The sequence below is a fragment of the Neorhizobium sp. 05N33 genome, assembly GCF_056397445.1.
The window spans coordinates 527,476-549,516 of sequence record NZ_JBFTNK010000002.1 but is presented as its reverse complement, the minus strand read 5'-3'; the positions used below and the strand labels follow the sequence as shown (position 1 = coordinate 549,516).

Genomic DNA, 22,041 nt, shown 5'->3' with positions numbered 1-22,041 from the left:
TTCGCTTCCGCTGCATTCAAGCTCTGCGTTGCATGCGGCAGAAAAAGAATCCGTCGGTATCGGTACTTGCGGGCGTCAGCGTCACTGTCAGGGCATCTTTCGAGCGAGGCTGCGGGCCATCTTTTTCGAAGATGCTGTCCCAGTGCTCTGCCGCGGGGACGATCGAAAATTCCGGGTTTTCGACACAGAAGCGGGAAACCTGGGCGTCGTTCTCCTCCGGCAGGATCGAACAGGTGACATAGACGAGTGCACCACCCGGCTTCACGAAGACGGCAGCCTCGGAAAGCGCTTCCTGCTGCTGGGCGATGCGCTCGTCGAGGTTCTTCGGGGTCAGTCGCCATTTGGTGTCCGGACGGCGGCGCCATGTGCCGGTGCCGGTGCAGGGGGCATCGACCAGGACCGCATCGAGCTTGCCCTTCAGGCCGTTGAGTTGGCGCGCGTCGTCGTGCACCTGAACGTTGCGGGTGCCTGCGCGCCGCAGCCGCTCGATGATCGGCGCCAGCCGTTTGCGGTCGGCGTCATAGGCGTGGATCTGGCCCTTGTTGTGCATCGCGGCCGCCATGGCGAGCGTCTTGCCACCGCCGCCGGCGCAATAATCGAGGACCTGATGATGTTCGCCGGGCTGCACGAGCTCGGCAACGATCTGCGAGCCTTCATCCTGAACTTCGAACCAGCCTTTCTGGAACGAAAGCTCGGCGGTGACGTTGGGCAGGCGGGACGCTCCCTCGCCAGCGGCAATCCGGATGCCGTTGCGGGCGATGCGCGAAGCCTTTGCGTTCGAGCGTTCAAGCGCCTTGACGACCTTTTCGCGGGATGCCTTCAGCGTGTTGGCACGCAGATCGAGGGTGGGACGGCCGGCCAACGCTTTGGCCTCAATCAGCCAGTTCTCGCCGAAATTGGCTTCGAAGGACGGCTGGATCCAGTCCGGAATGTCGCCCTGAACGTGCAGGGGCGCATCGTCGAGATTGCGGGAGGCAAGCGACGAAAGGTTCGCCTCGGTTAGAGCCGGCGGTGCAAAGCGGTCGTCCGTGAACTCGGCCTGGAGAGCGTCGGGCGTCAGGCCCCATTGCCGGATGAGAACCGCGTAGGCGAGGGCCGCCGGGCTTTCGTCGTCCATCAGCCAGGCATGCGAGAGCCGCATGCGCAGTGCGTCGTAGACGATATTTCCGATCGCCGCCCGATCGCCGGAACCAGCGAAACGATGGGCGAGGCCCCAGTCCTTGAGCGCGTCGGCGACAGGGCGTTTGCGCGTCTCGATGTCGGCCAGCACCTCTATGGCCCCGGCAATTCGTCCGCCCAATCGCATGTCAGTCTCCGTCTCGGTTGCACCCGTATGGCACGGGTCGTAACCGCGATTGCGCGATAGGGCAAGAGGCCGGCCTAAACGGTCTCTCTGAACAGCTTCAGCCGTCGATCGCTTTCAGGCCCTTGCCTGCGACCTTCTGATCGCCGGCATCGACGATCTGGTAACAGACCTGGGCGGTACCGGAACTGATCATGCCGATGTCCTTGGCCGCGGCCTTGGAAACATCGAGCACCCGGCCGCGGATGAATGGACCGCGGTCGTTGATGCGCACAACGACGCTTTTGCCGTTGCGCTTGTTCGTCACCATCACCTTGGTGCCAAAGGGCAGCGTCCGGTGGGCCGCTGTCATGAGAGAAGGGTTCATTCGTTCCCCGGATGCCGTCTTGGATCCGAGGGCATACCAGGATGCGTGACCGCACCCGGGCGCAGCATTGGCCTGCGCGGAGCCGAGAGTTGCAAAAGCAGCAATGGAGGCCGCGGCGAAAGTCGAGCGTCGAATTGTTGTCAAGTCGGTCGTCCCCGTTCGTTTTGTCCCTGCACGTTGCGTGCAAAACGGCTAAGCGGGGCGAAAAGTGGCGAAAAAGTGAGGCTTTTGATCACGGAACATTACAGTCTGTAACATTTGTGATTAGATTGCCGCTGATCTTTTTAGAAGCCAGCTAAGCTTCTACGGAAGAAAACCTTTAAAAACAGTCAGAAAGCGGAATGTAGTTTCAGTGAGACTCGCAGGGAGTCCGTGATCACGAAAACCGCAGAAAAAAATTTGTCGCGATGCGTGATTTATTGCCTCATTTGGGCAAATTTTGTGACGCTCAGCCGTAAGTATTAAGAAATAATAACTAGATCAACCGATCAGGATGGAAATTTCAACCGTTTCATAATGGGAATTTTATCCTCGCCAGCGGCCCGAAGTCCACATTTCGGCGAGCGACATACGGTAATTGGGGAAGAGGAACTCGAACCCCGCGGCGCGGATTTTGGCATTGGAAACGCGCTTGTTGGCGCCATAGAAGGAACGCGCCATCGGCGTCATGTCAGCGGTCTCGAAATCCAGTTCCGGCGGCGGCTCGACACCCATCAGGCGCGCGGCTTCGACGATGACATCCTGCGGCGGACCGGGCTCGTCGTCGGTGACATTATATATGCCGCCCATATTGCCTCCGGCGAGAAAGAGCGCCGCGCCGCCGATGTCTTCGACGCGGATGCGGTTGAAGACCTGGTCTCTCTTTATAATGCGCCGCGCCGTGCTGCGCGCCAAGTTGACGAGAGCGTTGCGGCCGGGGCCGTAGATACCGGAGAGGCGCAGGCTGGCCACAGGTAGACCGGCGGCCCGCCCTTCGGTAGCCCAGGCATCTTCCGTATCGACCCGTTCGATCGACCGGCCCTGGATCGGGCTGCCCGGCGTCTCCTCGGTGACCCAGCCGCCACCGTGATCGCCGTAGACGCCGACCGTCGAGAGATAGCCGATCCATTCGAGCTTCGGGCAAAGCGCACGCAGCCGTCCGGAGACGAGCTTCAGCAGTGGATCGCCCTCGGTGCCGGGCGGGATCGACTGCACCAGATGCGTCACCTCTTGAAGCTCCGCCAGCAGTTCGCCGCTGAACGGGCTGCCGTCGAACACGAAGGCCTTGATGTCACGGGCAGCGAGTTCCAGTGCCTTGTGGGCCGTCCTGACCGTGCCGGAGACCCGATGGCCTTCGGATTTGAAGGCCTCGGCGATTGCCTGGCCCGAATAGCCGCATCCGAAGATCATCACATTCATCAGGCCGCTCCCGCCAATCGCCATTCTTGCTGCACTTCCGGATCCTCTTCGGCGCTGCGCGCCTCGGCAAACCGCGCGAAGTCCACATCCGTCATCAAGCGCTTCAGGGCCCATATAGCCATGCCGCGCACCACGGGCGAGGGGTCGCCCGCAAGTTCGAGACATCGTGCGATGAGGTTGGCATCGCCGGAATTGCCCGTAGCGATCAGCACGTTGCGAATGAACCGGTCGCGGCCGATCCGCTTGACAGGCGAGCCGCTGAAAAAGGTCCGGAAGGTCGCATCGTCCAGGGTCAGCAGAAACGCGATCGATGGTTCCTTCAAGTCGTCGCGCGCCTGCAGTTTCATCTCCGAGGCGCTCGCCGCAAACTTGTTCCAGGGACAGGCGGCAAGACAGTCGTCGCAGCCATAGATGCGGTTGCCGATCAACGGCCGGAATTCCGGATCGATCGGACCTTTGTGTTCGATCGTCAGATAAGAGATGCAGCGGCGGGCGTCGAGCCGATAGGGAGCCGGAAACGCCGCCGTCGGGCAGGCGTCGAGGCATGCCCGGCAGGAACCGCAATGGTCGGCCTCGGGCGCGTCTATAATAAGGTCTGCCGTGGTGAACAGGCTGCCGAGGAAAAGCCAGGAACCATGGGTGCGGCTGACGAGATTGGTATGTTTGCCCTGCCAGCCGAGCCCGGCCGCCTCCGCCAGCGGTTTTTCCATCACCGGCGCCGTATCGACAAAGACTTTGACGTCCTCGCCGGCGCGCGCCGCAAAGCGCGTCGCTATCTCTTTCAGCCGGCCCTTGATGACGTCGTGATAATCGCGGTTGCGCGCATAGACGGAGATCGCGGCCTTGTCGGGCTTGTCGAGAATGCCGCGCGGGTCTTCGTCCGGCCCGTAATTCAGCCCGAACATCACGATCGAACGCACCTGATCCCATAGCACCCTCGGATCGGCGCGGCGCAGCCTAGTCTCTGCCATCCAGTCCATGCTGCCGTGGTGGCCGTCGGCGAGGAAAATCTCCAACCGCTCCGGCGCCCGCGGAATGCTGTCCGGGCCTGTAATCCGGCAAAGATCGAAGCCCTGAGCCGCCGCTTCCTCGCGAATGAAGGCAGTCAGCTTCTCCCGCCGCCGGAGCGCCTTTTCTTCCTCGCGCGCGGGCGCGTCAGAAATCAAGGTCCGCATAATGGGATACCGGGGTGAGGCCGCGGATGCGTTCGGAAAGCATCGGCCGGAAGGAGGGTCGGGATTTCAGCCGCTGATACCAGTCCTTGGCGACCGGCGTCTCCGACCAGTCGATCTCGCCCAGATAGTCGAGGATTGAAATCGAGGCGGCGGCGGCGAGATCGGCATAACTCAGGCGGTCACCCGCAAGCCAGGGCCGTGAGCCGGCAAGCCAGGAGAGATATTTCATATGCTGGCGGATATTGGCGCGGGACGTGCGTAACACCTTCGAATCCGGCGCGCCGCCGCCTTGAGCCGTCGTCATCTGCAGCTTGAAGACCCGCTCCCGGGTCAGCGGCCGGGTGACATCCTGCTCCATCTTCTGCAGGAACCATTCCGTCAGACGCCGGATTTCGGCGCGCTGCCACGGGTCTTCCGCCAGCAGCCGGCGGTCACGCTTCAGCACGCCATGGGTTTCGTCGAGGAATTCCAGGAGCACGGAAGGGCCACAAAGCACTCTCATGCTGTCGTCGACATAAACCGGGAGCGTGCCCGCAGGATTGAGCGTCAGGAATTCCCGCCGCTTTTCCCACGGTTGCTCCTCGACCAGGTCCGCCTGGAAGCCATATTCGGCGAGAATCAGCCGGACGAACCGCGAGGCCGAAGACATGGAATGATGATAGAGCGTGGGCATGGATACTTGAACTTCACGAATATCGTATACGAAGGATGGGGCACGTAGCGCGCCCGCGTGACATATGGCAGCTATATGGATTTGGTAGGTCCAACACAAGCAACGGCTCATAAACTGCTTAAAACTGTCCTTATCTGCTCAACAAAGGATTAAGAATGGCTGATCAGTCGATTATCAGCGCCCTCGTTCTCGGTGTGATCGAGGGTATTACCGAGTTTTTGCCGATCTCCAGCACCGGCCATCTCATCATCGCGGAACAATGGCTGGGTCACCGGTCTGATACGTTCAATATCGTCATCCAGGCCGGCGCCATCATCGCTGTAACCATCATCTACTGGCGTCGCCTGCTTAACCTGTTGCTCGGTTGGCGGGAGCCGGCAAATCGCGACTATGCCGCCAAGCTGATCGTTGCCTTCCTGATCACGGCGGCTCTCGGGCTGATCGTCAAGAAGCTCGGTTTCGCGCTTCCCGAGGACGCGGCACCGATTGCCTGGGCACTCATCATCGGCGGCATCTGGATGATCTTTGCGGAATGGGCCGCTGCACGCAGGCCGGCTTCCACGCAGATAACCTGGCTCGTCGCGATCCTGGTCGGCATTGCGCAGGTGGTTGCGGGCGTCTTTCCCGGCACGTCGCGTTCGGGTGCCACGATCTTCATCGCCATGCTGGCCGGTACCGGAAGCCGGGCCGCGGCCACCGAGTTTGCCTTTCTCGTCGGCATTCCGACCATGTATGCGGCCAGCGGCTACGAGCTGCTGAAGACGCTCAAGGACGGCAGCGCCGCGCACGAGGATTGGACCTCGCTCGGCGTGGCTTTCGTCGTGTCGACGATCGTCGCCTTCATCGCCGTGAAATGGCTGCTGACCTATATCCGCAGCAACCGCTTCACCGTCTTCGCGATCTATAGAATCGTTTTCGGATTTTTGTTGCTCGGCCTGATCGCCCTGGGATCTGTCCCGCAACGCGGTGAACAGAGTGCCGTGGTCTCAAGCGCCGTCGCGCCGGCCGAGACTGCCCTGCGTCCTGCACTGCTAAAGTGAAGGGCGCTCAATTCTTCATGAAACAAAAAGGCTGCTAAGGAGCGGCCTTTTTGTTTTGTCGATGCTTAGTGATGAATGGATGCCGTGCTGCACGGATCAACACCGTATGCGGGCGTGCATTCGCTCTTGCCGGCTGCGCCCGTCGTCGGAGCCATGAACGAGCCCGCGAGGATGATCAGCGCTGCGCATGCAAAAAAGAGGGCGATGGGCTTGCCCATGGAGGAATGCCTTTCGATGGAAGATTTTATCGTCACGGTTGCGCCGCTTGTTTGGTGAGGGAGGATTTATGGGTTGGATTAGAAGAATTCAATAAAGGATTTTGCTGAACCGGCCGTTAACGCGACTGCTTCGGCCACTGCGACCTTTGTGCCACTATCCTTGCCCGAAACATGAGCGACAACAAAGGGGTGCCCGATTTTTCAGCGGGCACGACCGGAATGTCGAAGCGAAACAAATTGCTGGATATGGTTAATGATATCAGGCCGCGCGGCCAGAGCCTGTGTACTGGCCCTGCGGGCGATACTGCACAAGGTAAGATGGCAGAACCGAGGACGCGAGCGTCGGGCGGATGCCTATTCCCTGCAGCGTGCGGCCTTCCGTGGCGGCCGCATCGGAAACGACATTGTCGATTTTCAGGAGCTTCACCTGGTCACTGGTGATCGGCGGCTGGACGAAAGGGATCAACGACGCGATGCTGCCGATCAGCGATGCGATGCCGAAGGGCAGCGAGACGAGCGCATTGCTGCGATTGGTGACGCGCAGCATCGTTTCGAGACACTGACGGAAGGTCATGACCTCGCCGCCGCCGAGCTCATAGATCTTGCCGGACGCGATCGTGCCGTCGACGGAGCGGGCGACGGTTTCGGCGACGTCCTCCACATAGACCGGCTGGAACTTCGTTTTGCCGCCGCCGATCAGCGGTAGCGCAGGGAAGGTGCGGGCCATGGAGGCGAACTTGTTGAAGAAGCTGTCTTCCGGGCCGAACATGATCGACGGCCGGAGGATCACGGCATCCGGCAGCGTTGAGAAGATAGTCGCTTCGGCGCGGCCCTTGCTGCGGGCGTACGACGATTGCGAATTGGCATTGGCGCCGATCGCGGAAATATGGGTAAGTCTGGCGCCGGCAGCACGTGCCGCATCGGCAACCGCGCGAGCGCCAAAATCCTGGACCGCGTCAAACGTGTTGCGGCCGCTCTCGAACATGATGCCGACGCAGTTGACCACATGCGAAGCGCCTTCGGCGGCCTTCAGGACCGATTGGCGGTAGCGCAGGTTCGCTTGGACCAGCGAGATCTGCCCGACATAACCGGCGGGCAGCAGGAAACCGGCAAGATCCGGACGGCGAACGGCGACCCGAACGCGATAACCGCGCTTGGCAAGCGTACGCACCACATGCCTGCCGACGAAGCCCGATCCTCCGAAAACGGTGACGAGCGGCGGAAGGTTGTTGATGGTCATGGCGTGCTCCGGGAGCCTGTGGGATGAGATGAGTGCTGTTTAACCGAATCGCGGCACGGGTGGAAGTGTCTCCACTGCCGCATCGAGCGCGACAATCGGTTCTTAAAGGCCGTCGAGGACGACGATTTCGCCATCCGCCACTTCCTGGCGGATCTTGATGGCGATCGCATATTCGGGCGAATTGTAGCAGTCGATGGCAGCCTGCATCGACGGGAACTCGATGATGACGTTGCGGGCGCGGGATTTGCCTTCCATCGCCGCCATGGCGCCGCCGCGGGCGAGGAAATTGGCGCCGTATTTCTCGAAGGCGGGCGTGGCCGCTGCGATATAATCCTTGTAGCGTTCCGCGTCGCGAACATCGACGCGAGCGACCCAATATCCCTTGGCCATGGTATCTCCTCCAGCGTGTTTTCGGTTAGGACGATTTCCGGCAAATTCCCGGGCGAGTCAATATGGCGGGCGTTGCGTACCTGTCCGACGGCCACCGGGACTCATCCCGGATCACGACCGGCAGGATATCTCTCCGGCAACGACGGATTATCAGAGCACGCCCTGCATCTCGGCGAGGATGGCTTGCGCCGCCGCCTTCGGATCCGGCGCCTTGACGATCGGGCGGGCGACGACCAGATGGCTCGATCCGGCGCGCAATGCGTCGGCCGGCGTCATCACCCGCTTCTGGTCGCCCGCTTCCGAACCCGCAGGGCGGATGCCGGGCGTGACGATCGCCAGATCAGGGCCGACAATCTTGCGAACCGCAGCTGACTCCTCGGCCGAGCAGACGATACCGCCCATGCCGGCAGCCAGCGCCTGTTCCGAGCGTAGCAGAACCAGCGTGTGCGGATCGTATTCGTAACCGGCATCGACGAGGTCCGTTTCGTCCATCGAGGTCAGGACGGTGACCGCGAGCAGGCAGAGGTCCGAACCCCTGGCCGCCTCGACCGCGGCGCGCATCGCCTTCGGATAGGCGTGCAGGGTGAGCATGGTCATGCCCATCTTGACGATGTTCTCGACGCCCTTCGCGACCGTGTTGTCGATGTCGAGCAACTTCATGTCGAGGAAGACTTTTTTGCCATCCTTTGCGAGATCGCGTGCAAGTTCGAGACCGCCGGCAAACACGAGCTGATAGCCGATCTTGTAGAAGGAAACGGTGTCACCGAGCGTGGAGACCATCTTTTCGGCTTCGCCGATGGTCGGAATGTCGAGGCCTACGATGAGGCGATCACGAGCTGTCATGCCTGGAACCCTTCCCATTTTTCGATGGGCGTCCAGTCGCATGAGAGCGTCCGATCCGCAAGGGTGAAGCAGAAGAGATTTCCCCCGCCGCCCGGCTGGTCCCGGTCGCGAGCGATCGGCGAGCCGGTGAGGTGGCATTTCAACAGCGTACCAACGCCGCCATGACCGACGAAGGCGATCGGCACGCTTGGATCGTGAGCGGCAAGAGTTCTGGTGACCGCCGAGACGATGCGGCTCTGCGCATCCACGGCGCGCTCCCAGCCTTTGAAGCTCTCTTCCGGATGGGCGAAAAACCAGTTGGCCGCGTCCTCGAACTGCGGCGGCGGCAGAAAGCCTGTCGCCGAGCGATCGTTCTCATGGGTGTCCTCGGCGATCTCGATCGAAATGCCCGAGGCGAGGCTGAGGATTTCGGCAGTCTCGATCGCCTTCACCTCGTCGCTGGAGATGATCCGGCCGAGTTTCCTTGCCCATTCGGATTGGGCGGCCGCGCGAGCGCGGGCGGCGCCAACGTCGGAGAGCCCCCACCGAGGCACCGGCACGTTCGCATCGATGCGGACCTGCGGATGGGTGATGTAGAGGCCGAATGCCATGGTCAGCCGCGGCTATAGGTCCAGAGCTGCGCTGGCGGAATGTTGCGGACGACGAAATCGTAATGCTTGATCCGGTAGCGGTCGGGCTGAGCAATGATCGGCGAGACGGGGCCATAGGTGATCTGCATTACCGGCCGGCCGGCCGGGATGCGGTCGAGCAGGTCTTCGAGCAGCCCGATGCGGCGCTCCATCGGGAAGCTCAAAAGCGGGATTGCCGAAATAACGCTGTCGAATGTCGTGTCCTTCAAGGCGCCGAGCGTGCGCTTGAGATCGAAGGCATCGCCATTGATGAAGTTCACGCCTTCATAGGTGCGGACTAGGTGCTGGAAGAAATCGGTCGAATATTCGATGGAGACCAGGTTTTCCGGCGAGATACCGTGCTTCAGGATCGCCTTGGTGATGATGCCGGTGCCGGGCCCGAGTTCGAGGACAGGCAGGCCGGAGGCCGTGTCGATGACGCTTGCCATGCGTTTGGCGGTAACGGAGGAGGTGGGGCAGATCGCGCCGACCCGTTTCGGGCCATCGATCCAGCCTTTGAAGAACCGGATCTCATCATCGAACTTGCGGCCAAGCCGCTCCTTCAAGCGCAGTTCCATTTTTTTATCCTCTCCCTTTTGCCCCATGTGGAACCCCGATGCCGCAAAAGCAAGGAAAAATGTCGCACCTGGGAAAACCGCATGAAAAAGGCGGCCGGAGCTTCCGGCCGCCTTGATGATGTTAAACGCGCATCGGCATCAAGACATAGAGCGCGTCGTCGCCCGCGGTGTCTCGCACCAATGTCGGAGAACCGGCATCCGCCAGCATGAAGATCGCGTCGTCACCCGAAAGCTGGGCGGTAATGTCGAGCAGGTATTTGGCATTAAAGCCGATTTCCATCGGATCGTTGTCGTAACCGACTGCAACCTCTTCCGTGGCGCTGCCCGAATCCGGATTGTTGACGGTCAGCATCAGCTGGCCGTCTGTCAGCGACAGCTTTACGGCACGGCCGCGCTCGGAGGAAATGGTCGAGACGCGGTCGACAGCCCTGGTAAAGCTCTGGCAATCGACGCGCATTTCCTTGTCATTGCCTGTCGGGATGACGCGCTGGTAATCCGGGAAGGTGCCGTCGATCAGCTTCGAGGTCATGACGATCGAGCCGATTGTGACGCGGATCTTGGCGTCCGAAACCTCGACCGTGACCACCGATTCCGGATCATCGACCAGTTTCTGGAGTTCGCCGACCGTCTTGCGGGGAATGATGATGCCCGGCATGCCTTCGGAACCCGATGGCGCCTTCACATCGGCGCGGGCCAGGCGGTGACCATCGGTCGCGACTGCGCGAAGCTTCAGGTCCCCATCGGCTTCGATCGTGTGGAAGAATATGCCGTTCAGGTAATAGCGGGTCTCCTCGGTGGAGATCGCGAACTGGGTGCGGTCGATCAGCATTTTCAGATCGGTCGCCTTCAGCTTGAACGTATGCGTGAAGCTGCCGGCGGTGAGGTCGGGGAAGTCGGATTCCGGCAGGCACTGCAGCGAGAATTTCGAGCGGCCGGATTGCACCGTCATCGAGCTGCCGTCCGGATTGGTGGCGAGCAGCACTTCCGAACCATCCGGCAGCTTCCGGACGATTTCGTAAAGCAGGTGCGCCGGAACCGTCGTGGCGCCGGCAGTCTCGACCATGGCCGGAAGGGCTTCGGTGATTTCGAGGTCGAGGTCGGTCGCTTTCAGGTCGAGACCGGCGCCGGACGCGCGCATCAGCACGTTGGAGAGGATCGGGATGGTGTTCCGTCGCTCCACCACGCGATGCACGTGGTTCAGCGACTTCAGAAGGTTTGACCGCTCAAGAGTAATACGCATGGACGCAATCGCTTTCGACCGTGGCGATCCGGCAGGGCCGGACCCTGATATTCTGCCGGCTTTGGGCCAGCCGGATGATGTGGACCGGCAAAATGGCAGACAACCCGTTCGAAAAGCAAGAGGTGAACAAGGCGTTAGCAAGTCATTTCGCATCTGTCTCACGCGCTGCACACAGAAAATATGCGTTCTCAACAGCTTGGGCTTTACTTGCCGAAGCCGGTCCGCTTGCCCATAAAGGCACATGACCATCCTTTTGTGCGTGACGCCCCTTGACCGATGACTTGAAGAGCAGCCAGCGCGGCTATCGCGTCGCCAATACTTTCGTGGCCGCGCGGCCATTGGAGCCGGCGCTTTATCTGGTCGCGACCCCGATCGGCAATCTCGGCGACATCACGTTGAGGGCGCTGGAGACACTCTCCGGCGCCGATGTGCTCGCCTGCGAGGATACCCGGGTGACCCGCGTCCTGCTCGACCGCTACGGCATCGTCAACCGGCCCTATGCCTACCATGAGCACAATTCCGACGACGTCGGACCGAAGCTGATCGCGGCTTTGGAAGAAGGAAAGTCCGTGGCGCTGGTCTCCGATGCCGGCACCCCCTTGGTCTCCGATCCCGGTTACCGGCTTGGTCAGATGGCGATCCAGGCCGGCCACAAGGTCGTGCCGATCCCCGGCGCCTCTGCGCCGCTCGCAGCGCTCGTCGGTTCCGGCATGCCGTCCGACGCGTTTCTGTTTGCCGGTTTCCTTCCGGTCAAGGACAAGGGCCGCCGCGACCGGCTGGCCGAGCTTTCGAAAGTGCCGGCAACGCTGATCTTCTTCGAATCGCCGCATCGCATCGGCGCAACGCTCGCCGCTGCCGCCGAAGTGCTCGGAACTGGCCGGCGCGCAACGGTCTGCCGCGAATTGACCAAGACTTTCGAGGAGTTCCGCCGCGGTACCCTGGAGGAACTCGCCGCCTATTACGACGACGACCGCGTGGTGAAGGGCGAGATCGTGCTGCTTCTGGCGCCGCCCGAGGCCGAGGAGCCTCCCGGCGAAGTCGAGGTGGACGTGCTGCTGCGCCGGCTTTCAACCTCTATGCCAGCCGCGAAAGCCGCTGCCGAGGCTGCGCGGCTCACCGGACTTGCCCGCAAGGTTCTTTATCAGCGGCTCCTGGAGTTGAAGGGCGAGGATGGCGGCGGAGCGCAATGACAACAGCCTGAACCGGCGAAAGGCCGAGCGGCAGAAGGCTTATAAAAGAGGCCATCTCTCCGAGTATCTCGCCGCGCTCTATCTGTTTGTGAAGGGCTACCGCATCCTTGCCATTCGCTATCGCACAAAGATCGGCGAGATCGATCTTATAGCCCGCAAGGGGGACCTTGTTATATTCGTCGAGGTCAAGGCGCGCAGAGGCGAAAGCGAAGCCATCGACGCAGTCGGCTACATGACCCAGAACCGTATTCGCGCGGCAAGCGCGCTGTGGCTTTCGAAGCGGAAGCATGTAGCGACGCTTTCACAGCGCTACGACATTATTGCAGTGCTTCCAGGGCGTCTGCCGCGGCATTTTCCCGACGCATTCTAACGAACAAATCAAGTGTCCTTGCTCTGTTAGAAAAATGACATAAAACTGTAACGGTGGTGTCATGGGAGGACCCTATTTGGGGGCCGACACCAATCAAGGTGGAGGAAATAATAATGTTGAGAAAACTCTCAATGGCCGCATTCGCGGTCGCGCTGTCGGCAACGTCGTCGCTTGCTGCGACGGAAGTCACCTGGTGGCATGCCATGGGTGGCGAACTCGGCAAGAAGCTTGAAGAAATCGCTCAGAAATTCAACGAGAGCCAGTCCGACTACAAAGTCGTTCCGGTCTATAAAGGAAGTTATCCGGAAACGTTGACCGCCGCGATCGCCGCGTTCCGCGCCGGCCAGCAACCGGCTATCGTCCAGGTCTTCGAAGTTGGCACCGGCACGATGATGGCTGCCAAGGGCGCCGTCTATCCTGTCTACAAGCTGATGGCGGACGAAGGCGAACCCTTCGACACCAAGACATTCCTGGCTCCGGTTACCGGCTACTATTCCGATACGAAGGGCAACATCCTGTCGCTGCCCTTCAATTCCTCCACTCCGATCATGTATTATAACAAGGACGTCTTCAAAAAGGCCGGCCTTGATCCTGAAGTTGCTCCGAAGACCTGGAAGGAAGTCGAGGAGTTCTCGAAGAAGATCGTTTCCTCCGGCGCTGCCAAGTGCGGCCTCACCTCGGCTTGGATTACCTGGGTCCAGACCGAAAACCTTTCGGCGCTGCATGATAAGCCTTTCGGCACGCTGCAGAACGGTTTCGGTGGCGTGAAGTCCGAATTCACCTTCAACGGTCCTCTGCAGGTCAAGCACTGGGCAAACCTGAAGAAGTGGCAGGACGAAGGCCTGTTCAAGTATGGTGGCCCGGTCGGTGGCGACCAGGCGGCGACCATGTTCTATTCGCAGGAATGCGCCATCACGATGAACTCCTCCGCAGGCCGCGCCGGGGTCATCAACAACGCCAAGAACTTCACGCCGGGCTTCGCTCCGCTGCCTTATTACGACGATGAGATCAAGGAGCCGAAGAACTCCATCATCGGCGGCGCCACCCTCTGGGTGCTGAACGGCAAGGATAAGGCGACCTACAAGGGTGTAGCCAAGTTCTTCAGCTATCTCTCCAAGCCGGATGTCCAGGCTGATTGGCACCAGTTCACCGGTTATCTGCCGATCACCAATGCTGCTTACGAACTCGGCCAGAAGCAGGGCTATTACGAAAAGAACCCCGGCTCCGACATCGCCATCAAGCAGATCACTCGCGGTACTCCCTCGGAAAATTCGAAGGGCGTGCGGTTCGGCAACTTTACCCAGGTCCGCACCATCATCGACGAGGAGTTCCAGGCACTCCTCGCCAACAAGAAGGACGCCAAGCAGTCGCTCGACAGCGCAGTGCAGCGCGGCAATGCGCTTCTGCGTGAATTCGAGGCGGCCAACTCGAACTGATCGTTCCGATCTCCGCAGGGAGGACCGGCTACCGCCGGCCCTCCCTTGCTTGCTTATTACGTTGTGGTGAGGGAACGGTGGATACCAAAAGAACAACCTTCAATAACCGCCTGCTGCCCTATTTGCTGCTCGCGCCCCAGCTCGCTATCACGCTCGTCTTCTTCATCTGGCCTGCCGCGCAGGCAGTGAAGTCTTCATTCGAGCGGGAAGATCCCTTTGGTTTCTCTACCGTTTTCGTCGGATTGACCCATTATCGGCAGCTGATCGAGGACCCGAACTATCTGGATGCACTTTGGCACACCGCCGTATTCGCGGTGTCCGTAACCATCCTTTCGATGATGCTCGGCCTTGCGTTCGCGGCCGCGGTCAACCGCGTGACGCGATCCGCCAGAATCTATACCACCCTGCTGGTTTGGCCTTATGCCGTCGCCCCTGTCGTGGCGGGCGTCCTGTGGTGGTTTCTCTTCAATACATCCACCGGTCTGCTGCCCTTTTTCCTTGAGCGCGTCGGCATTCGCTGGGACCATGATCTCAACGGCACGCATGCGATGATCCTGATCATCATTGCGGCAGCCTGGAAGCAGATCTCCTACAACTTCCTTTTCTTCCTGGCCGGGTTGCAGTCGGTGCCGCAGTCGCTGATCGAGGCCGCCGCGATCGACGGTTCGGGCCCGGTGAGGCGCTTCTTCACCATCTCTCTGCCGCTTCTGTCGCCGACGACGTTTTTCCTGTTCATCATCAACGTCAACTACACGATGTTCGACACCTTCCCGATCGTGGATGCCACGACGGGCGGCGGGCCCGCGCAGGCGACGACCACGCTCGTCTACAAGGTCTATCAGGACGGTTACGTCGGTCTGAACATCGGTTCGTCCTCGGCGCAGTCGGTGTTGCTGATGTTGATCGTGATGCTGCTGACCTTTGTTCAGTTCCGCTTCGTCGAACGCCGCGTCCAGTATTGAGGAACGATCATGGTTGAAAACCGCCCCTTCCTGACTTTCCTCACCCACGCATTCCTGATCCTGGGATTTCTGGTGGTCGCGCTGCCGGTCTATGTCGCGATCATGGCGTCGACCCATGACGTCTCGACGCTGATGAGCGGGCCGGTCCCGCTTCTGCCGGGCTCGCATTTCATCGAGAACTATTCGACCATTCTGACGAGTGCCGCTGCCGCTCACGGCCTGCCCAATTATTCGCACATGGCGCTGAACTCTCTGATCATGGCGTTGACGATCACGGTCGGAAAAATTGCCATCTCGATCCTTTCCGCCTTTGCGATCGTCTATTTCCGGTTTCCTTTCCGGCTACTGGCTTTCTGGATCATCTTCGTCACCCTGATGCTGCCGGTCGAGGTGCGCATCATGCCGACATACAAGATCGTCGCCGACCTCGGCATGTTGAATTCCTGGGCCGGTCTGACTGTCCCGCTGATCGCATCGGCCACGGCGACCTTCCTGTTCCGTCAGTTCTTCATGACAGTCCCGGACGAACTTCTGGAAGCGGCCCGTGTGGACGGAGCCGGCCCTATGAAGTTCTTCCGGGACATTCTGCTGCCGCTCTCGCGCACCAATATCGGCGCGTTATGCGTCATCCTCTTCATCTATGGCTGGGTTCAGTACCTCTGGCCGCTCCTGGTGACCACCGACCCCGGTTATTACACGCTGATGATGGGGATGAAGCGCATGGTCACGGCGCAGGACGGCGTCATCGAGTGGCAACTCGTCATGGCAGGGTCCGTACTCGCCATGCTTCCCCCCATCCTCGTCGTGGTTTTCATGCAGCGGTTGTTCATCCGCGGGCTTACTGAAACGGAGAAATAACATGGCTGGCATTCACATTTCAGAGGTTTCAAAGGTTTATACCGGCGGCGTAAAGGCGGTAAGCTCCGTCTCCATCGACATAGCCGATGGCGAGTTCATCGTCCTTGTCGGTCCGTCTGGCTGCGGAAAGTCCACGCTGTTGCGCATGGTCGCGGGGCTGGAAGCCATTTCCGCGGGCGAAGTGAAAATCGCCGGCCGGGTCGTCAACGAGGTCGAGCCGGCCGAGCGCGATATCGCCATGGTGTTCCAGAATTACGCGCTCTATCCGCATATGACGGTGTATAACAACCTGGCCTACGGTCTGAAGAACCGCGGTACGCCGAAGGCTGAGATCGACGCGCGTGTCGCTGAAGCGGCCCGCATGCTGGAGATCACCCAGTATCTGGAGCGCAAGCCGCGCGCGCTTTCCGGCGGCCAGCGCCAGCGCGTCGCCATGGGCCGCGCCATCGTACGCAAGCCGGCAGCCTTCCTGTTCGACGAGCCGCTCTCCAACCTCGATGCGAAACTGCGCGTTTCCATGCGTGGCGAAATCAAGCGCCTGCAGCGCCGCCTCGGCACCACGTCGATCTACGTCACCCACGACCAGCTCGAAGCCATGACGCTCGCCGACCGCCTCGTCGTTCTGAACGGGGGAGAGATCGAGCAGATCGGTGCGCCGCTGGAAGTTTACCACGCACCCGCCTCTACCTTTGTGGCAAGCTTCATCGGTTCGCCGGCCATGAACCTCGTCAGGGGGGAGTTGCATGGCGACAAGCTGGCGATCGGCCCGGCGATGATCAGCCTCAACGGTTTCGCGCCGACTTCGGGCGCCGTTACCGTCGGCGTCCGCGCTGAGGATCTGCGCATCGCGCGCGACGACGAAGAGGCCCTGCCTTTCCGCCTCGAATATACCGAGGAACTGGGTGCCCAGCGCCTGATCCACGGCACCGTCGGCGATCAGCAGATCACTGCCGCCGTTTCGCCGGAGATTGCGCTCTCTGCGGAAATGCGCATCGCCGTCGATGCCAAGCGCCTGCACTTCTTCTCGCTCGATACGGGCAAGCGGCTGCCGGGCAACGTACCGGCCGAGGCAAAGCTCGCACCCGTCGAACCGGTTCTCTGAAGAGCGCGCGAAATCAGGCCGATCGTTAAAATTGTACGATCGGCCTGAACAGCAGCCTTACTCTTTGCCGCTACATTTTCCCGGAATTGGCAGCTTTTGGGGGAAAGATGAGTTGGCATGTCCTCGCCGCGACCGCAGCGGCACTCGCATTCAGATATAAGTCAGACGCGCCGGAGAAGCCGAAGGTTAAGGCGTTCATCGGTGCCTGTCCGCATTCTCTGGAGATGAAGCCGATGCCGATCGAGCCCACATGGGTGCTCGCCGGTGATCCGCGGGCGCGTGCCGCCTCCCACTCCACCGCAGAAGACGATTGCGCCACGACCGGCGTGTGGGAATGCACGGCCGGCGAGTTCCGCTGGTATTTCCACTGGGACGAGACGGTGGTGATCCTCGAAGGCGAGGTGCATGTGACTGCCGATGACGGCACGCAGCGCACGCTGACGGCAGGCGATGTCGGCTATTTCAAGGGCCGGACCTGGGCCACCTGGCGCATCGACAACTATCTGAAAAAGGTAGCATTCATCCGCCGGCCTTTCCCGAAGCCGATCGCCATGCTTTTCCGCCTGCGCAACATGTTGCGGGCAAAGACGCAGGTCGGCATCTCCGCGTGATATTGGCCGATTGCAGTTGCCTTTGGGGGCTCGCCATCCTACATCAGGCGGGCCAATCCTAGGGGGCTGAAGTCATGGCGAAAATCCGCAAGATCGCGTTTCAGATGGACCATATCTCCGGCATCAGCATTGCCGGCGATTCCACCTTCGCCATGGCGCTCGAAGCGCAGGCGCGTGGCTTCAAACTCTTTCACTATACCCCCGACCGCCTGACCATGCGCGACGGCAAGATCTTCGCTGCCGTCGAACCGCTGCAGGTGCGCGACGTCAAGGGCGATCATTTCACGCTCGGCGACAAGGAGCTCATCGATCTGTCGGAGATGGACGTCGTTCACCTGCGCCAGGATCCGCCCTTCGACATGGGCTATATCACCTCGACCCATCTGCTCGAGCGCATCCACCCGAAAACGCTTGTCGTCAACGACCCCGCCTGGGTGCGCAACTCGCCGGAGAAGATTTTCGTCACCGAATTTGCCGATTTGATGCCGGCAACGCTGATCAGCCGCGATCCGGGCGAAATCGCCCGCTTCCGAGAGGAGATGGGCGATATCATCCTGAAGCCGCTCTACGGCAATGGCGGCGCCGGGGTTTTCCATTCCGCCCGCGACGACCGCAATTTCACGTCGCTGCTCGAAATGTTTGGCCAGATGTATCGCGGCGAACCCTATATCGCCCAGGCCTATCTGCCGGCCGTGCGCAAGGGCGACAAGCGCATCCTTCTGGTCGACGGCGAGCCGGTCGGCGCGATCAACCGGGTTCCCGCCGAACACGACAGCCGCTCCAATATGCATGTCGGCGGCCGCGCCGAGGCGACCGAGATCACGCCGCGCGAGAAGGAAATCTGCTCCCGCATCGGACCCGCCCTGCGCGAACGCGGCTTCATCTTCGTCGGCATCGATGTCATCGGCGACTACATGACCGAGATCAACGTCACATCCCCGACGGGCATCCGCGAAGTCAAGAAGTTCGGCGGCGCCGACGTCGCAAGCCTCCTCTGGGATGCAATCGAGGCAAAACGCGCCTGATGGAGGCAGGGCGTTTCGGATACGGTTCGCCTTTGTTCTCACGATACAACCGCCTGCAACCCGCTTGCAGCGGATGCGTGAAGTTGTTCGATTAATGTTCTTGTTTCATTCTTATTTCCATGCCAGATTGCAATTCCTGGCACGGAAAGCGTGTATCGCTGGCGTCCTGGACATGAAGTTAGGGGCGGGGTGGATATGGTTTCGCGCGTCAGCACGGTTGCATTCCAGGGCATAGAAGGCGTTCCGGTCGATGTGCAGGTCATGGTCGGACCCGGAAAAATCAACATGCATATCGTCGGCCTGCCCGACAAGGCGGTGGCCGAGAGCCGCGAGCGGGTGCAGGCGGCGTTGCATGCCTCGGGCCTTGCCATGCCGCCGAAGAAGATCACCGTCAATCTGGCGCCGGCCGACCTTCCGAAAGAAGGATCGCATTTCGACCTGCCCATCGCGCTGGCCCTGATGGCGGCACTGGGCGCCGTTCCCGGAGATGCGCTCACCGGTTATGTCGTGCTCGGAGAACTGAACCTCGACGGCACGCTTGCGCCCGTGGCCGGCGCACTTCCGGCGGCAATCGCCGCAAACGCCTTGGGAAAGGGTCTGATCTGCCCGGCCGACAGCGGCGCGGAAGCCGCCTGGGCAGGGGCCGATATCGATATCATCGCGCCGCGCAGCCTGATCGCGCTCGCAAACCATTTCCGCGGCACCCAGGTCATCTCGCGTCCACAGCCGGCAATCCGCGCCTTGCCTGCCAATTTGCCGGATCTCGTCGACATCAAAGGTCAGGAAACCGCCAAGCGGGCGCTGGAAGTCGCCGCCGCCGGCGGTCATAATCTCCTGATGGTCGGCCCTCCCGGCTCCGGAAAATCCATGCTTGCCGCTAGGCTGCCGTCGATCCTGCCGCCGCTTTCAGCCGCCGAACTGCTGGAAGTGTCGATGATCCATTCGATCGCCGGCCAGCTTTCCGGCGGCAAGCTTTCCGACCGCCGGCCTTACCGCACGCCGCATCACTCGGCCACCATGGCAGCGCTGGTGGGTGGTGGCCTGCGCGCCAGGCCCGGGGAGGCATCGCTTGCCCATCACGGCGTGCTGTTCCTCGACGAATTCCCGGAATTCTCTCCGCAGGCGCTGGACGCGCTCCGCCAGCCGCTGGAGACCGGCGAATGCATTATCGCCCGCGCCAACCACCGGGTTTCCTATCCCGCCAGTATTCAGCTCGTCGCCGCCATGAACCCATGCCGCTGCGGTATGGCGGGCGAACCCGGCCATTCCTGCGCACGTGGACCAAAATGCATGTCGGACTACCAGGGGCGCATTTCAGGGCCGCTGATGGACAGGATCGATATCCGCATAGACGTGCCGGCCGTGTCCGCTGCAGATCTCATTCGCCCGAGGCCGGCGGAAAGCAGCGCGGATGTCGCCAGGCGCGTGGCGGCTGCGCGTGACAGGCAACGGGAGCGGTTCGAACAGGCCGGTTATCCGCGCGTGCTCACCAATGCCCGCTGCTCGACGGCCCTGATCGAGAAGATCGCCGAACCCGATCCCGGTGGTCTCCAGTTGCTCAGGGATGCGGCCGAAAAGCTCAAGTTCTCGGCCCGCGGATACCACCGCATTTTGAAGGTCGCCCGCACGCTCGCCGATCTGGACGGCAAGGATACCGTCGGCCGCCTCCATCTCGCTGAGGCGATTTCCTATCGCATGGCCGGCGAACGGCTGGCGACGGCCGCGGCGTGAGAGCGAGTGAATAGTGGGTAGTGATTAGTGGATGGAGCTCGGCAGCTTGTATGCCGCCCGCTTTGCCCGACACTACCCACTACCCACTACCCACTACCACTAATTCCCCAACCCTTCAAAAAGCGCGGTCGACAGATAACGCTCGGCGAAGGATGGAATGATGACGACGATGGTCTTGCCGGCGTTTTCTTCGCGGCTGCCGACTTCGATGGCGGCCTGCAGCGCCGCGCCGGAGGAGATGCCGACCGGTACGCCTTCGAGCCTGGCCACCAGGCGGGCCATCTCCATCGCCTCACCGCTGTTGACGGTGATGATCTCGTCATAGATGTGCGTGTCCAGGATCTTCGGAGCGAAACCTGCACCGATGCCCTGGATCTTGTGCGGCCCGGGCTGTCCGCCGGAGAGGACCGGCGATTCTTCCGGTTCGACGGCAATGATCTTGAGTGCCGGGTTGCGCTCCTTCAGTACCTGGCCGGCACCGGTGATCGTGCCGCCGGTGCCGATGCCGGAGACGAAGATGTCGATCTTGCCGTCGGTATCGTTCCAGATTTCCTCGGCCGTCGTCTTGCGATGAATTTCGGGGTTGGCCGGATTTTCGAACTGTTGCGGGATGACTGCATCCGGAAGCGAAGCGGCGAGTTCTTCCGCCTTGGCGATCGCACCCTTCATGCCTTTCGGGCCTTCGGTCAGCACCAGTTCGGCGCCGAGCAGGGCCAGCATCTTGCGGCGCTCGATCGACATGGTTTCCGGCATGGTGAGGATCAGCTTGTAGCCCTTGGCGGCGGCTGCGAAGGCCAGCGCAATACCGGTATTGCCGGACGTAGGTTCAACCAGCGTCGTCCTGCCGGGCGTGATCTTGCCTTCAGCCTCCAGGCTTTCGATCATCGCCACCCCGATACGGTCTTTGACGGATGCGATCGGGTTGAAGAATTCGAGCTTGGCCAAAAGATTGGCCTTCACGCCCTTTTCCCTGGCCAGCTTGTCGAGGCGCACGATCGGCGTGTCGCCGATGGTTTCGGTGATCGAGGAATAGATTCGGCCGCGGCCCGGCTTTCTGGTCTCTGGCATGGTGCTCTCCCTGAGTTTGGAGAGAAGTTAGGGCGTGTTCCCCACGAATGCCAGCAAGGCGGAACCGGACGGAAAGAGAAATGGAAATTTTGTTCCCGGAAGTGGTCGGGAACGAAACGCCTTTGCGTTCAAAGGCCGGTCGAGCCGAAGCCACCGGCACCGCGTGCCGTCGTCGAGGTTTCCGTAATCTCGGTTACCCGAGCCTGTGTCACCGGCGCGATCACCATCTGCGCGATCCGCATGCCGCGGGTGATGATGAAATCCTCGTCACCGAGATTGATCAACAGCACCTTCACCTCGCCGCGATAATCGCTGTCGATCGTGCCCGGCGTGTTGAGACAGGTGATGCCGTTCTTGAAGGCAAGGCCTGAGCGCGGCCGCACCTGCGCCTCGAAACCTTCCGGAATTTCGAAAATAAAGCCTGTCGGTACCAGTGCTCTTTTGCCGGGTGCGATCGTCAGCGGCATGTCGTCCTCGACGGCGGCGCGCAGGTCCATGCCGGCAGCGCCGGCGGTTTCATAGGCCGGCAGATCGAGGCCGGCGCCGTGCGGGAGGCGGACGAGATTGAGCTTCGGCGAGGAGGGAGCGTGAACGTTCATCATATCATTTGTCGAC

Annotated in this window: 23 protein-coding genes and 1 pseudogene; 10 read left to right on the top strand and 14 right to left on the bottom strand. The window is 61.1% G+C overall.

Annotated elements, in window-relative coordinates:
• Positions 1 to 16 precede the first annotated feature (16 nt).
• From AC1DLT_RS07020 to AC1DLT_RS07000, 5 genes are all read right to left on the bottom strand, one after another.
• Positions 17 to 1,306 (bottom strand): RsmB/NOP family class I SAM-dependent RNA methyltransferase, encoded by a 1,290-nt coding sequence (locus AC1DLT_RS07020; protein ID WP_247136153.1) that lies wholly within the window; start codon positions 1,304 to 1,306, stop codon positions 17 to 19.
• Positions 1,307 to 1,403: 97 nt separating this feature from the next.
• Complete coding sequence (locus AC1DLT_RS07015; RefSeq protein ID WP_247031595.1) at positions 1,404 to 1,814, bottom strand: septal ring lytic transglycosylase RlpA family protein; 411 nt, start codon at positions 1,812 to 1,814, stop codon at positions 1,404 to 1,406.
• A 381-nt stretch (positions 1,815 to 2,195) separates the two neighbouring features.
• Positions 2,196 to 3,068 (bottom strand): SDR family oxidoreductase, encoded by an 873-nt coding sequence (locus AC1DLT_RS07010; RefSeq protein WP_247136152.1) that lies wholly within the window; start codon positions 3,066 to 3,068, stop codon positions 2,196 to 2,198.
• Entirely contained in the window at positions 3,068 to 4,243 is a 1,176-nt protein-coding gene (queG, locus tag AC1DLT_RS07005) for a tRNA epoxyqueuosine(34) reductase QueG (RefSeq protein WP_247136151.1), read from the bottom strand. The genes AC1DLT_RS07010 and queG overlap by 1 nt, the downstream gene beginning before the upstream one ends.
• Complete coding sequence (locus AC1DLT_RS07000; RefSeq protein ID WP_007775165.1) at positions 4,224 to 4,916, bottom strand: glutathione S-transferase family protein; 693 nt, start codon at positions 4,914 to 4,916, stop codon at positions 4,224 to 4,226. The genes queG and AC1DLT_RS07000 overlap by 20 nt, the downstream gene beginning before the upstream one ends.
• 155 nt (positions 4,917 to 5,071) lie before the next feature.
• Here AC1DLT_RS07000 and AC1DLT_RS06995 point away from each other — a divergent pair.
• Positions 5,072 to 5,872, top strand: a pseudogene (locus tag AC1DLT_RS06995) (undecaprenyl-diphosphate phosphatase); the annotation flags it as partial.
• A gap of 149 nt (positions 5,873 to 6,021) precedes the next feature.
• Here AC1DLT_RS06995 and AC1DLT_RS06990 read toward each other — a convergent pair.
• The 7 genes from AC1DLT_RS06990 to dnaN form a co-directional block, all read right to left on the bottom strand.
• Entirely contained in the window at positions 6,022 to 6,174 is a 153-nt protein-coding gene (locus AC1DLT_RS06990) for a hypothetical protein (protein ID WP_007763306.1), read from the bottom strand.
• Positions 6,175 to 6,433: 259 nt separating this feature from the next.
• Positions 6,434 to 7,414, bottom strand: a complete 981-nt coding sequence (locus tag AC1DLT_RS06985) for a complex I NDUFA9 subunit family protein (RefSeq protein WP_247136150.1) — start codon at positions 7,412 to 7,414, stop codon at positions 6,434 to 6,436.
• Between the two features lie 102 nt (positions 7,415 to 7,516).
• Complete coding sequence (locus AC1DLT_RS06980; protein WP_038548507.1) at positions 7,517 to 7,804, bottom strand: DUF1330 domain-containing protein; 288 nt, start codon at positions 7,802 to 7,804, stop codon at positions 7,517 to 7,519.
• Positions 7,805 to 7,954: 150 nt separating this feature from the next.
• The gene (gene pyrF / locus AC1DLT_RS06975) at positions 7,955 to 8,647 is read right to left on the bottom strand and encodes an orotidine-5'-phosphate decarboxylase (RefSeq protein WP_477486281.1); all 693 of its coding nucleotides are present in this window, start codon (positions 8,645 to 8,647) and stop codon (positions 7,955 to 7,957) included.
• Positions 8,644 to 9,237 carry a histidine phosphatase family protein gene (locus AC1DLT_RS06970; RefSeq protein ID WP_477486280.1) on the bottom strand — a complete coding sequence of 198 codons (594 nt, stop codon included), beginning with the start codon at positions 9,235 to 9,237 and terminating at the stop codon, positions 8,644 to 8,646. Before AC1DLT_RS06970 ends, pyrF begins: the two co-directional genes overlap by 4 nt.
• 2 nt (positions 9,238 to 9,239) lie before the next feature.
• A complete protein-coding gene (gene pmtA / locus AC1DLT_RS06965; RefSeq protein ID WP_247136146.1) occupies positions 9,240 to 9,833 on the bottom strand; it encodes a phospholipid N-methyltransferase PmtA in 594 nt (197 codons plus the stop codon).
• A gap of 121 nt (positions 9,834 to 9,954) precedes the next feature.
• Positions 9,955 to 11,073 carry a DNA polymerase III subunit beta gene (gene dnaN / locus AC1DLT_RS06960; RefSeq protein ID WP_038548517.1) on the bottom strand — a complete coding sequence of 373 codons (1,119 nt, stop codon included), beginning with the start codon at positions 11,071 to 11,073 and terminating at the stop codon, positions 9,955 to 9,957.
• A gap of 269 nt (positions 11,074 to 11,342) precedes the next feature.
• On the opposite strand from dnaN, the gene rsmI reads away from it, so the two are divergent.
• The 9 genes from rsmI to AC1DLT_RS06915 all read left to right on the top strand — a co-directional run bounded on the left by rsmI (position 11,343) and on the right by AC1DLT_RS06915 (position 20,358).
• Positions 11,343 to 12,263: a 16S rRNA (cytidine(1402)-2'-O)-methyltransferase gene (rsmI, locus tag AC1DLT_RS06955; protein WP_477486279.1), complete on the top strand. Its 921-nt coding sequence runs from the start codon at positions 11,343 to 11,345 to the stop codon at positions 12,261 to 12,263.
• Positions 12,244 to 12,633, top strand: a complete 390-nt coding sequence (locus AC1DLT_RS06950; RefSeq protein WP_247136144.1) for a YraN family protein — start codon at positions 12,244 to 12,246, stop codon at positions 12,631 to 12,633. Before rsmI ends, AC1DLT_RS06950 begins: the two co-directional genes overlap by 20 nt.
• Positions 12,634 to 12,746: 113 nt before the next feature.
• Positions 12,747 to 14,069, top strand: coding sequence for a sn-glycerol-3-phosphate ABC transporter substrate-binding protein UgpB (gene ugpB, locus AC1DLT_RS06945; RefSeq protein WP_247031575.1), 1,323 nt, complete (start codon positions 12,747 to 12,749; stop codon positions 14,067 to 14,069).
• Positions 14,070 to 14,146: 77 nt separating this feature from the next.
• Entirely contained in the window at positions 14,147 to 15,031 is an 885-nt protein-coding gene (gene ugpA / locus AC1DLT_RS06940; RefSeq protein WP_477486278.1) for a sn-glycerol-3-phosphate ABC transporter permease UgpA, read from the top strand.
• Positions 15,032 to 15,040: 9 nt separating this feature from the next.
• A complete protein-coding gene (gene ugpE / locus AC1DLT_RS06935) occupies positions 15,041 to 15,889 on the top strand; it encodes a sn-glycerol-3-phosphate ABC transporter permease UgpE (RefSeq protein WP_038548528.1) in 849 nt (282 codons plus the stop codon).
• A 1-nt stretch (position 15,890) separates the two neighbouring features.
• Positions 15,891 to 16,991, top strand: a complete 1,101-nt coding sequence (locus tag AC1DLT_RS06930; protein ID WP_038548531.1) for a sn-glycerol-3-phosphate import ATP-binding protein UgpC — start codon at positions 15,891 to 15,893, stop codon at positions 16,989 to 16,991.
• A 107-nt stretch (positions 16,992 to 17,098) separates the two neighbouring features.
• On the top strand, positions 17,099 to 17,602 hold the full coding sequence (locus tag AC1DLT_RS06925) for a cupin domain-containing protein (protein WP_477486277.1): 504 nt from the start codon (positions 17,099 to 17,101) through the stop codon (positions 17,600 to 17,602).
• A 74-nt stretch (positions 17,603 to 17,676) separates the two neighbouring features.
• A complete protein-coding gene (gene gshB / locus AC1DLT_RS06920; protein ID WP_477486276.1) occupies positions 17,677 to 18,627 on the top strand; it encodes a glutathione synthase in 951 nt (316 codons plus the stop codon).
• A gap of 195 nt (positions 18,628 to 18,822) precedes the next feature.
• Positions 18,823 to 20,358 (top strand): YifB family Mg chelatase-like AAA ATPase, encoded by a 1,536-nt coding sequence (locus AC1DLT_RS06915; RefSeq protein ID WP_477486275.1) that lies wholly within the window; start codon positions 18,823 to 18,825, stop codon positions 20,356 to 20,358.
• Positions 20,359 to 20,457: 99 nt separating this feature from the next.
• Here the strand turns inward: AC1DLT_RS06915 and cysK are convergent, their stop codons facing one another.
• The gene (gene cysK, locus AC1DLT_RS06910) at positions 20,458 to 21,426 is read right to left on the bottom strand and encodes a cysteine synthase A (protein WP_477486274.1); all 969 of its coding nucleotides are present in this window, start codon (positions 21,424 to 21,426) and stop codon (positions 20,458 to 20,460) included.
• A gap of 128 nt (positions 21,427 to 21,554) precedes the next feature.
• Entirely contained in the window at positions 21,555 to 22,025 is a 471-nt protein-coding gene (dut, locus tag AC1DLT_RS06905; RefSeq protein WP_477486492.1) for a dUTP diphosphatase, read from the bottom strand.
• Between the last annotated feature and the right edge of the window lie 16 nt (positions 22,026 to 22,041).

Excerpts from the sequence above, each read along its gene's own strand:
- AC1DLT_RS07020 (WP_247136153.1), bottom strand. The coding sequence starts at position 1,306 with ATGCGATTGGGCGGACGAATTGCCGGGGCCATAGAGGTGCTGGCCGAC.
- AC1DLT_RS07010 (WP_247136152.1), bottom strand. The coding sequence starts at position 3,068 with ATGAATGTGATGATCTTCGGATGCGGCTATTCGGGCCAGGCAATCGCC.
- queG (WP_247136151.1), bottom strand. The coding sequence starts at position 4,243 with ATGCGGACCTTGATTTCTGACGCGCCCGCGCGCGAGGAAGAAAAGGCG.
- AC1DLT_RS07000 (WP_007775165.1), bottom strand. The coding sequence starts at position 4,916 with ATGCCCACGCTCTATCATCATTCCATGTCTTCGGCCTCGCGGTTCGTC.
- AC1DLT_RS06990 (WP_007763306.1), bottom strand. The coding sequence starts at position 6,174 with ATGGGCAAGCCCATCGCCCTCTTTTTTGCATGCGCAGCGCTGATCATC.
- AC1DLT_RS06985 (WP_247136150.1), bottom strand. The coding sequence starts at position 7,414 with ATGACCATCAACAACCTTCCGCCGCTCGTCACCGTTTTCGGAGGATCG.
- AC1DLT_RS06980 (WP_038548507.1), bottom strand. The coding sequence starts at position 7,804 with ATGGCCAAGGGATATTGGGTCGCTCGCGTCGATGTTCGCGACGCGGAA.
- pyrF (WP_477486281.1), bottom strand. The coding sequence starts at position 8,647 with ATGACAGCTCGTGATCGCCTCATCGTAGGCCTCGACATTCCGACCATC.
- AC1DLT_RS06970 (WP_477486280.1), bottom strand. The coding sequence starts at position 9,237 with ATGGCATTCGGCCTCTACATCACCCATCCGCAGGTCCGCATCGATGCG.
- pmtA (WP_247136146.1), bottom strand. The coding sequence starts at position 9,833 with ATGGAACTGCGCTTGAAGGAGCGGCTTGGCCGCAAGTTCGATGATGAG.
- dnaN (WP_038548517.1), bottom strand. The coding sequence starts at position 11,073 with ATGCGTATTACTCTTGAGCGGTCAAACCTTCTGAAGTCGCTGAACCAC.
- AC1DLT_RS06950 (WP_247136144.1), top strand. The coding sequence starts at position 12,244 with ATGGCGGCGGAGCGCAATGACAACAGCCTGAACCGGCGAAAGGCCGAG.
- ugpB (WP_247031575.1), top strand. The coding sequence starts at position 12,747 with ATGTTGAGAAAACTCTCAATGGCCGCATTCGCGGTCGCGCTGTCGGCA.
- ugpE (WP_038548528.1), top strand. The coding sequence starts at position 15,041 with ATGGTTGAAAACCGCCCCTTCCTGACTTTCCTCACCCACGCATTCCTG.
- AC1DLT_RS06930 (WP_038548531.1), top strand. The coding sequence starts at position 15,891 with ATGGCTGGCATTCACATTTCAGAGGTTTCAAAGGTTTATACCGGCGGC.
- AC1DLT_RS06925 (WP_477486277.1), top strand. The coding sequence starts at position 17,099 with ATGAGTTGGCATGTCCTCGCCGCGACCGCAGCGGCACTCGCATTCAGA.
- gshB (WP_477486276.1), top strand. The coding sequence starts at position 17,677 with ATGGCGAAAATCCGCAAGATCGCGTTTCAGATGGACCATATCTCCGGC.
- AC1DLT_RS06915 (WP_477486275.1), top strand. The coding sequence starts at position 18,823 with ATGGTTTCGCGCGTCAGCACGGTTGCATTCCAGGGCATAGAAGGCGTT.
- cysK (WP_477486274.1), bottom strand. The coding sequence starts at position 21,426 with ATGCCAGAGACCAGAAAGCCGGGCCGCGGCCGAATCTATTCCTCGATC.
- dut (WP_477486492.1), bottom strand. The coding sequence starts at position 22,025 with ATGAACGTTCACGCTCCCTCCTCGCCGAAGCTCAATCTCGTCCGCCTC.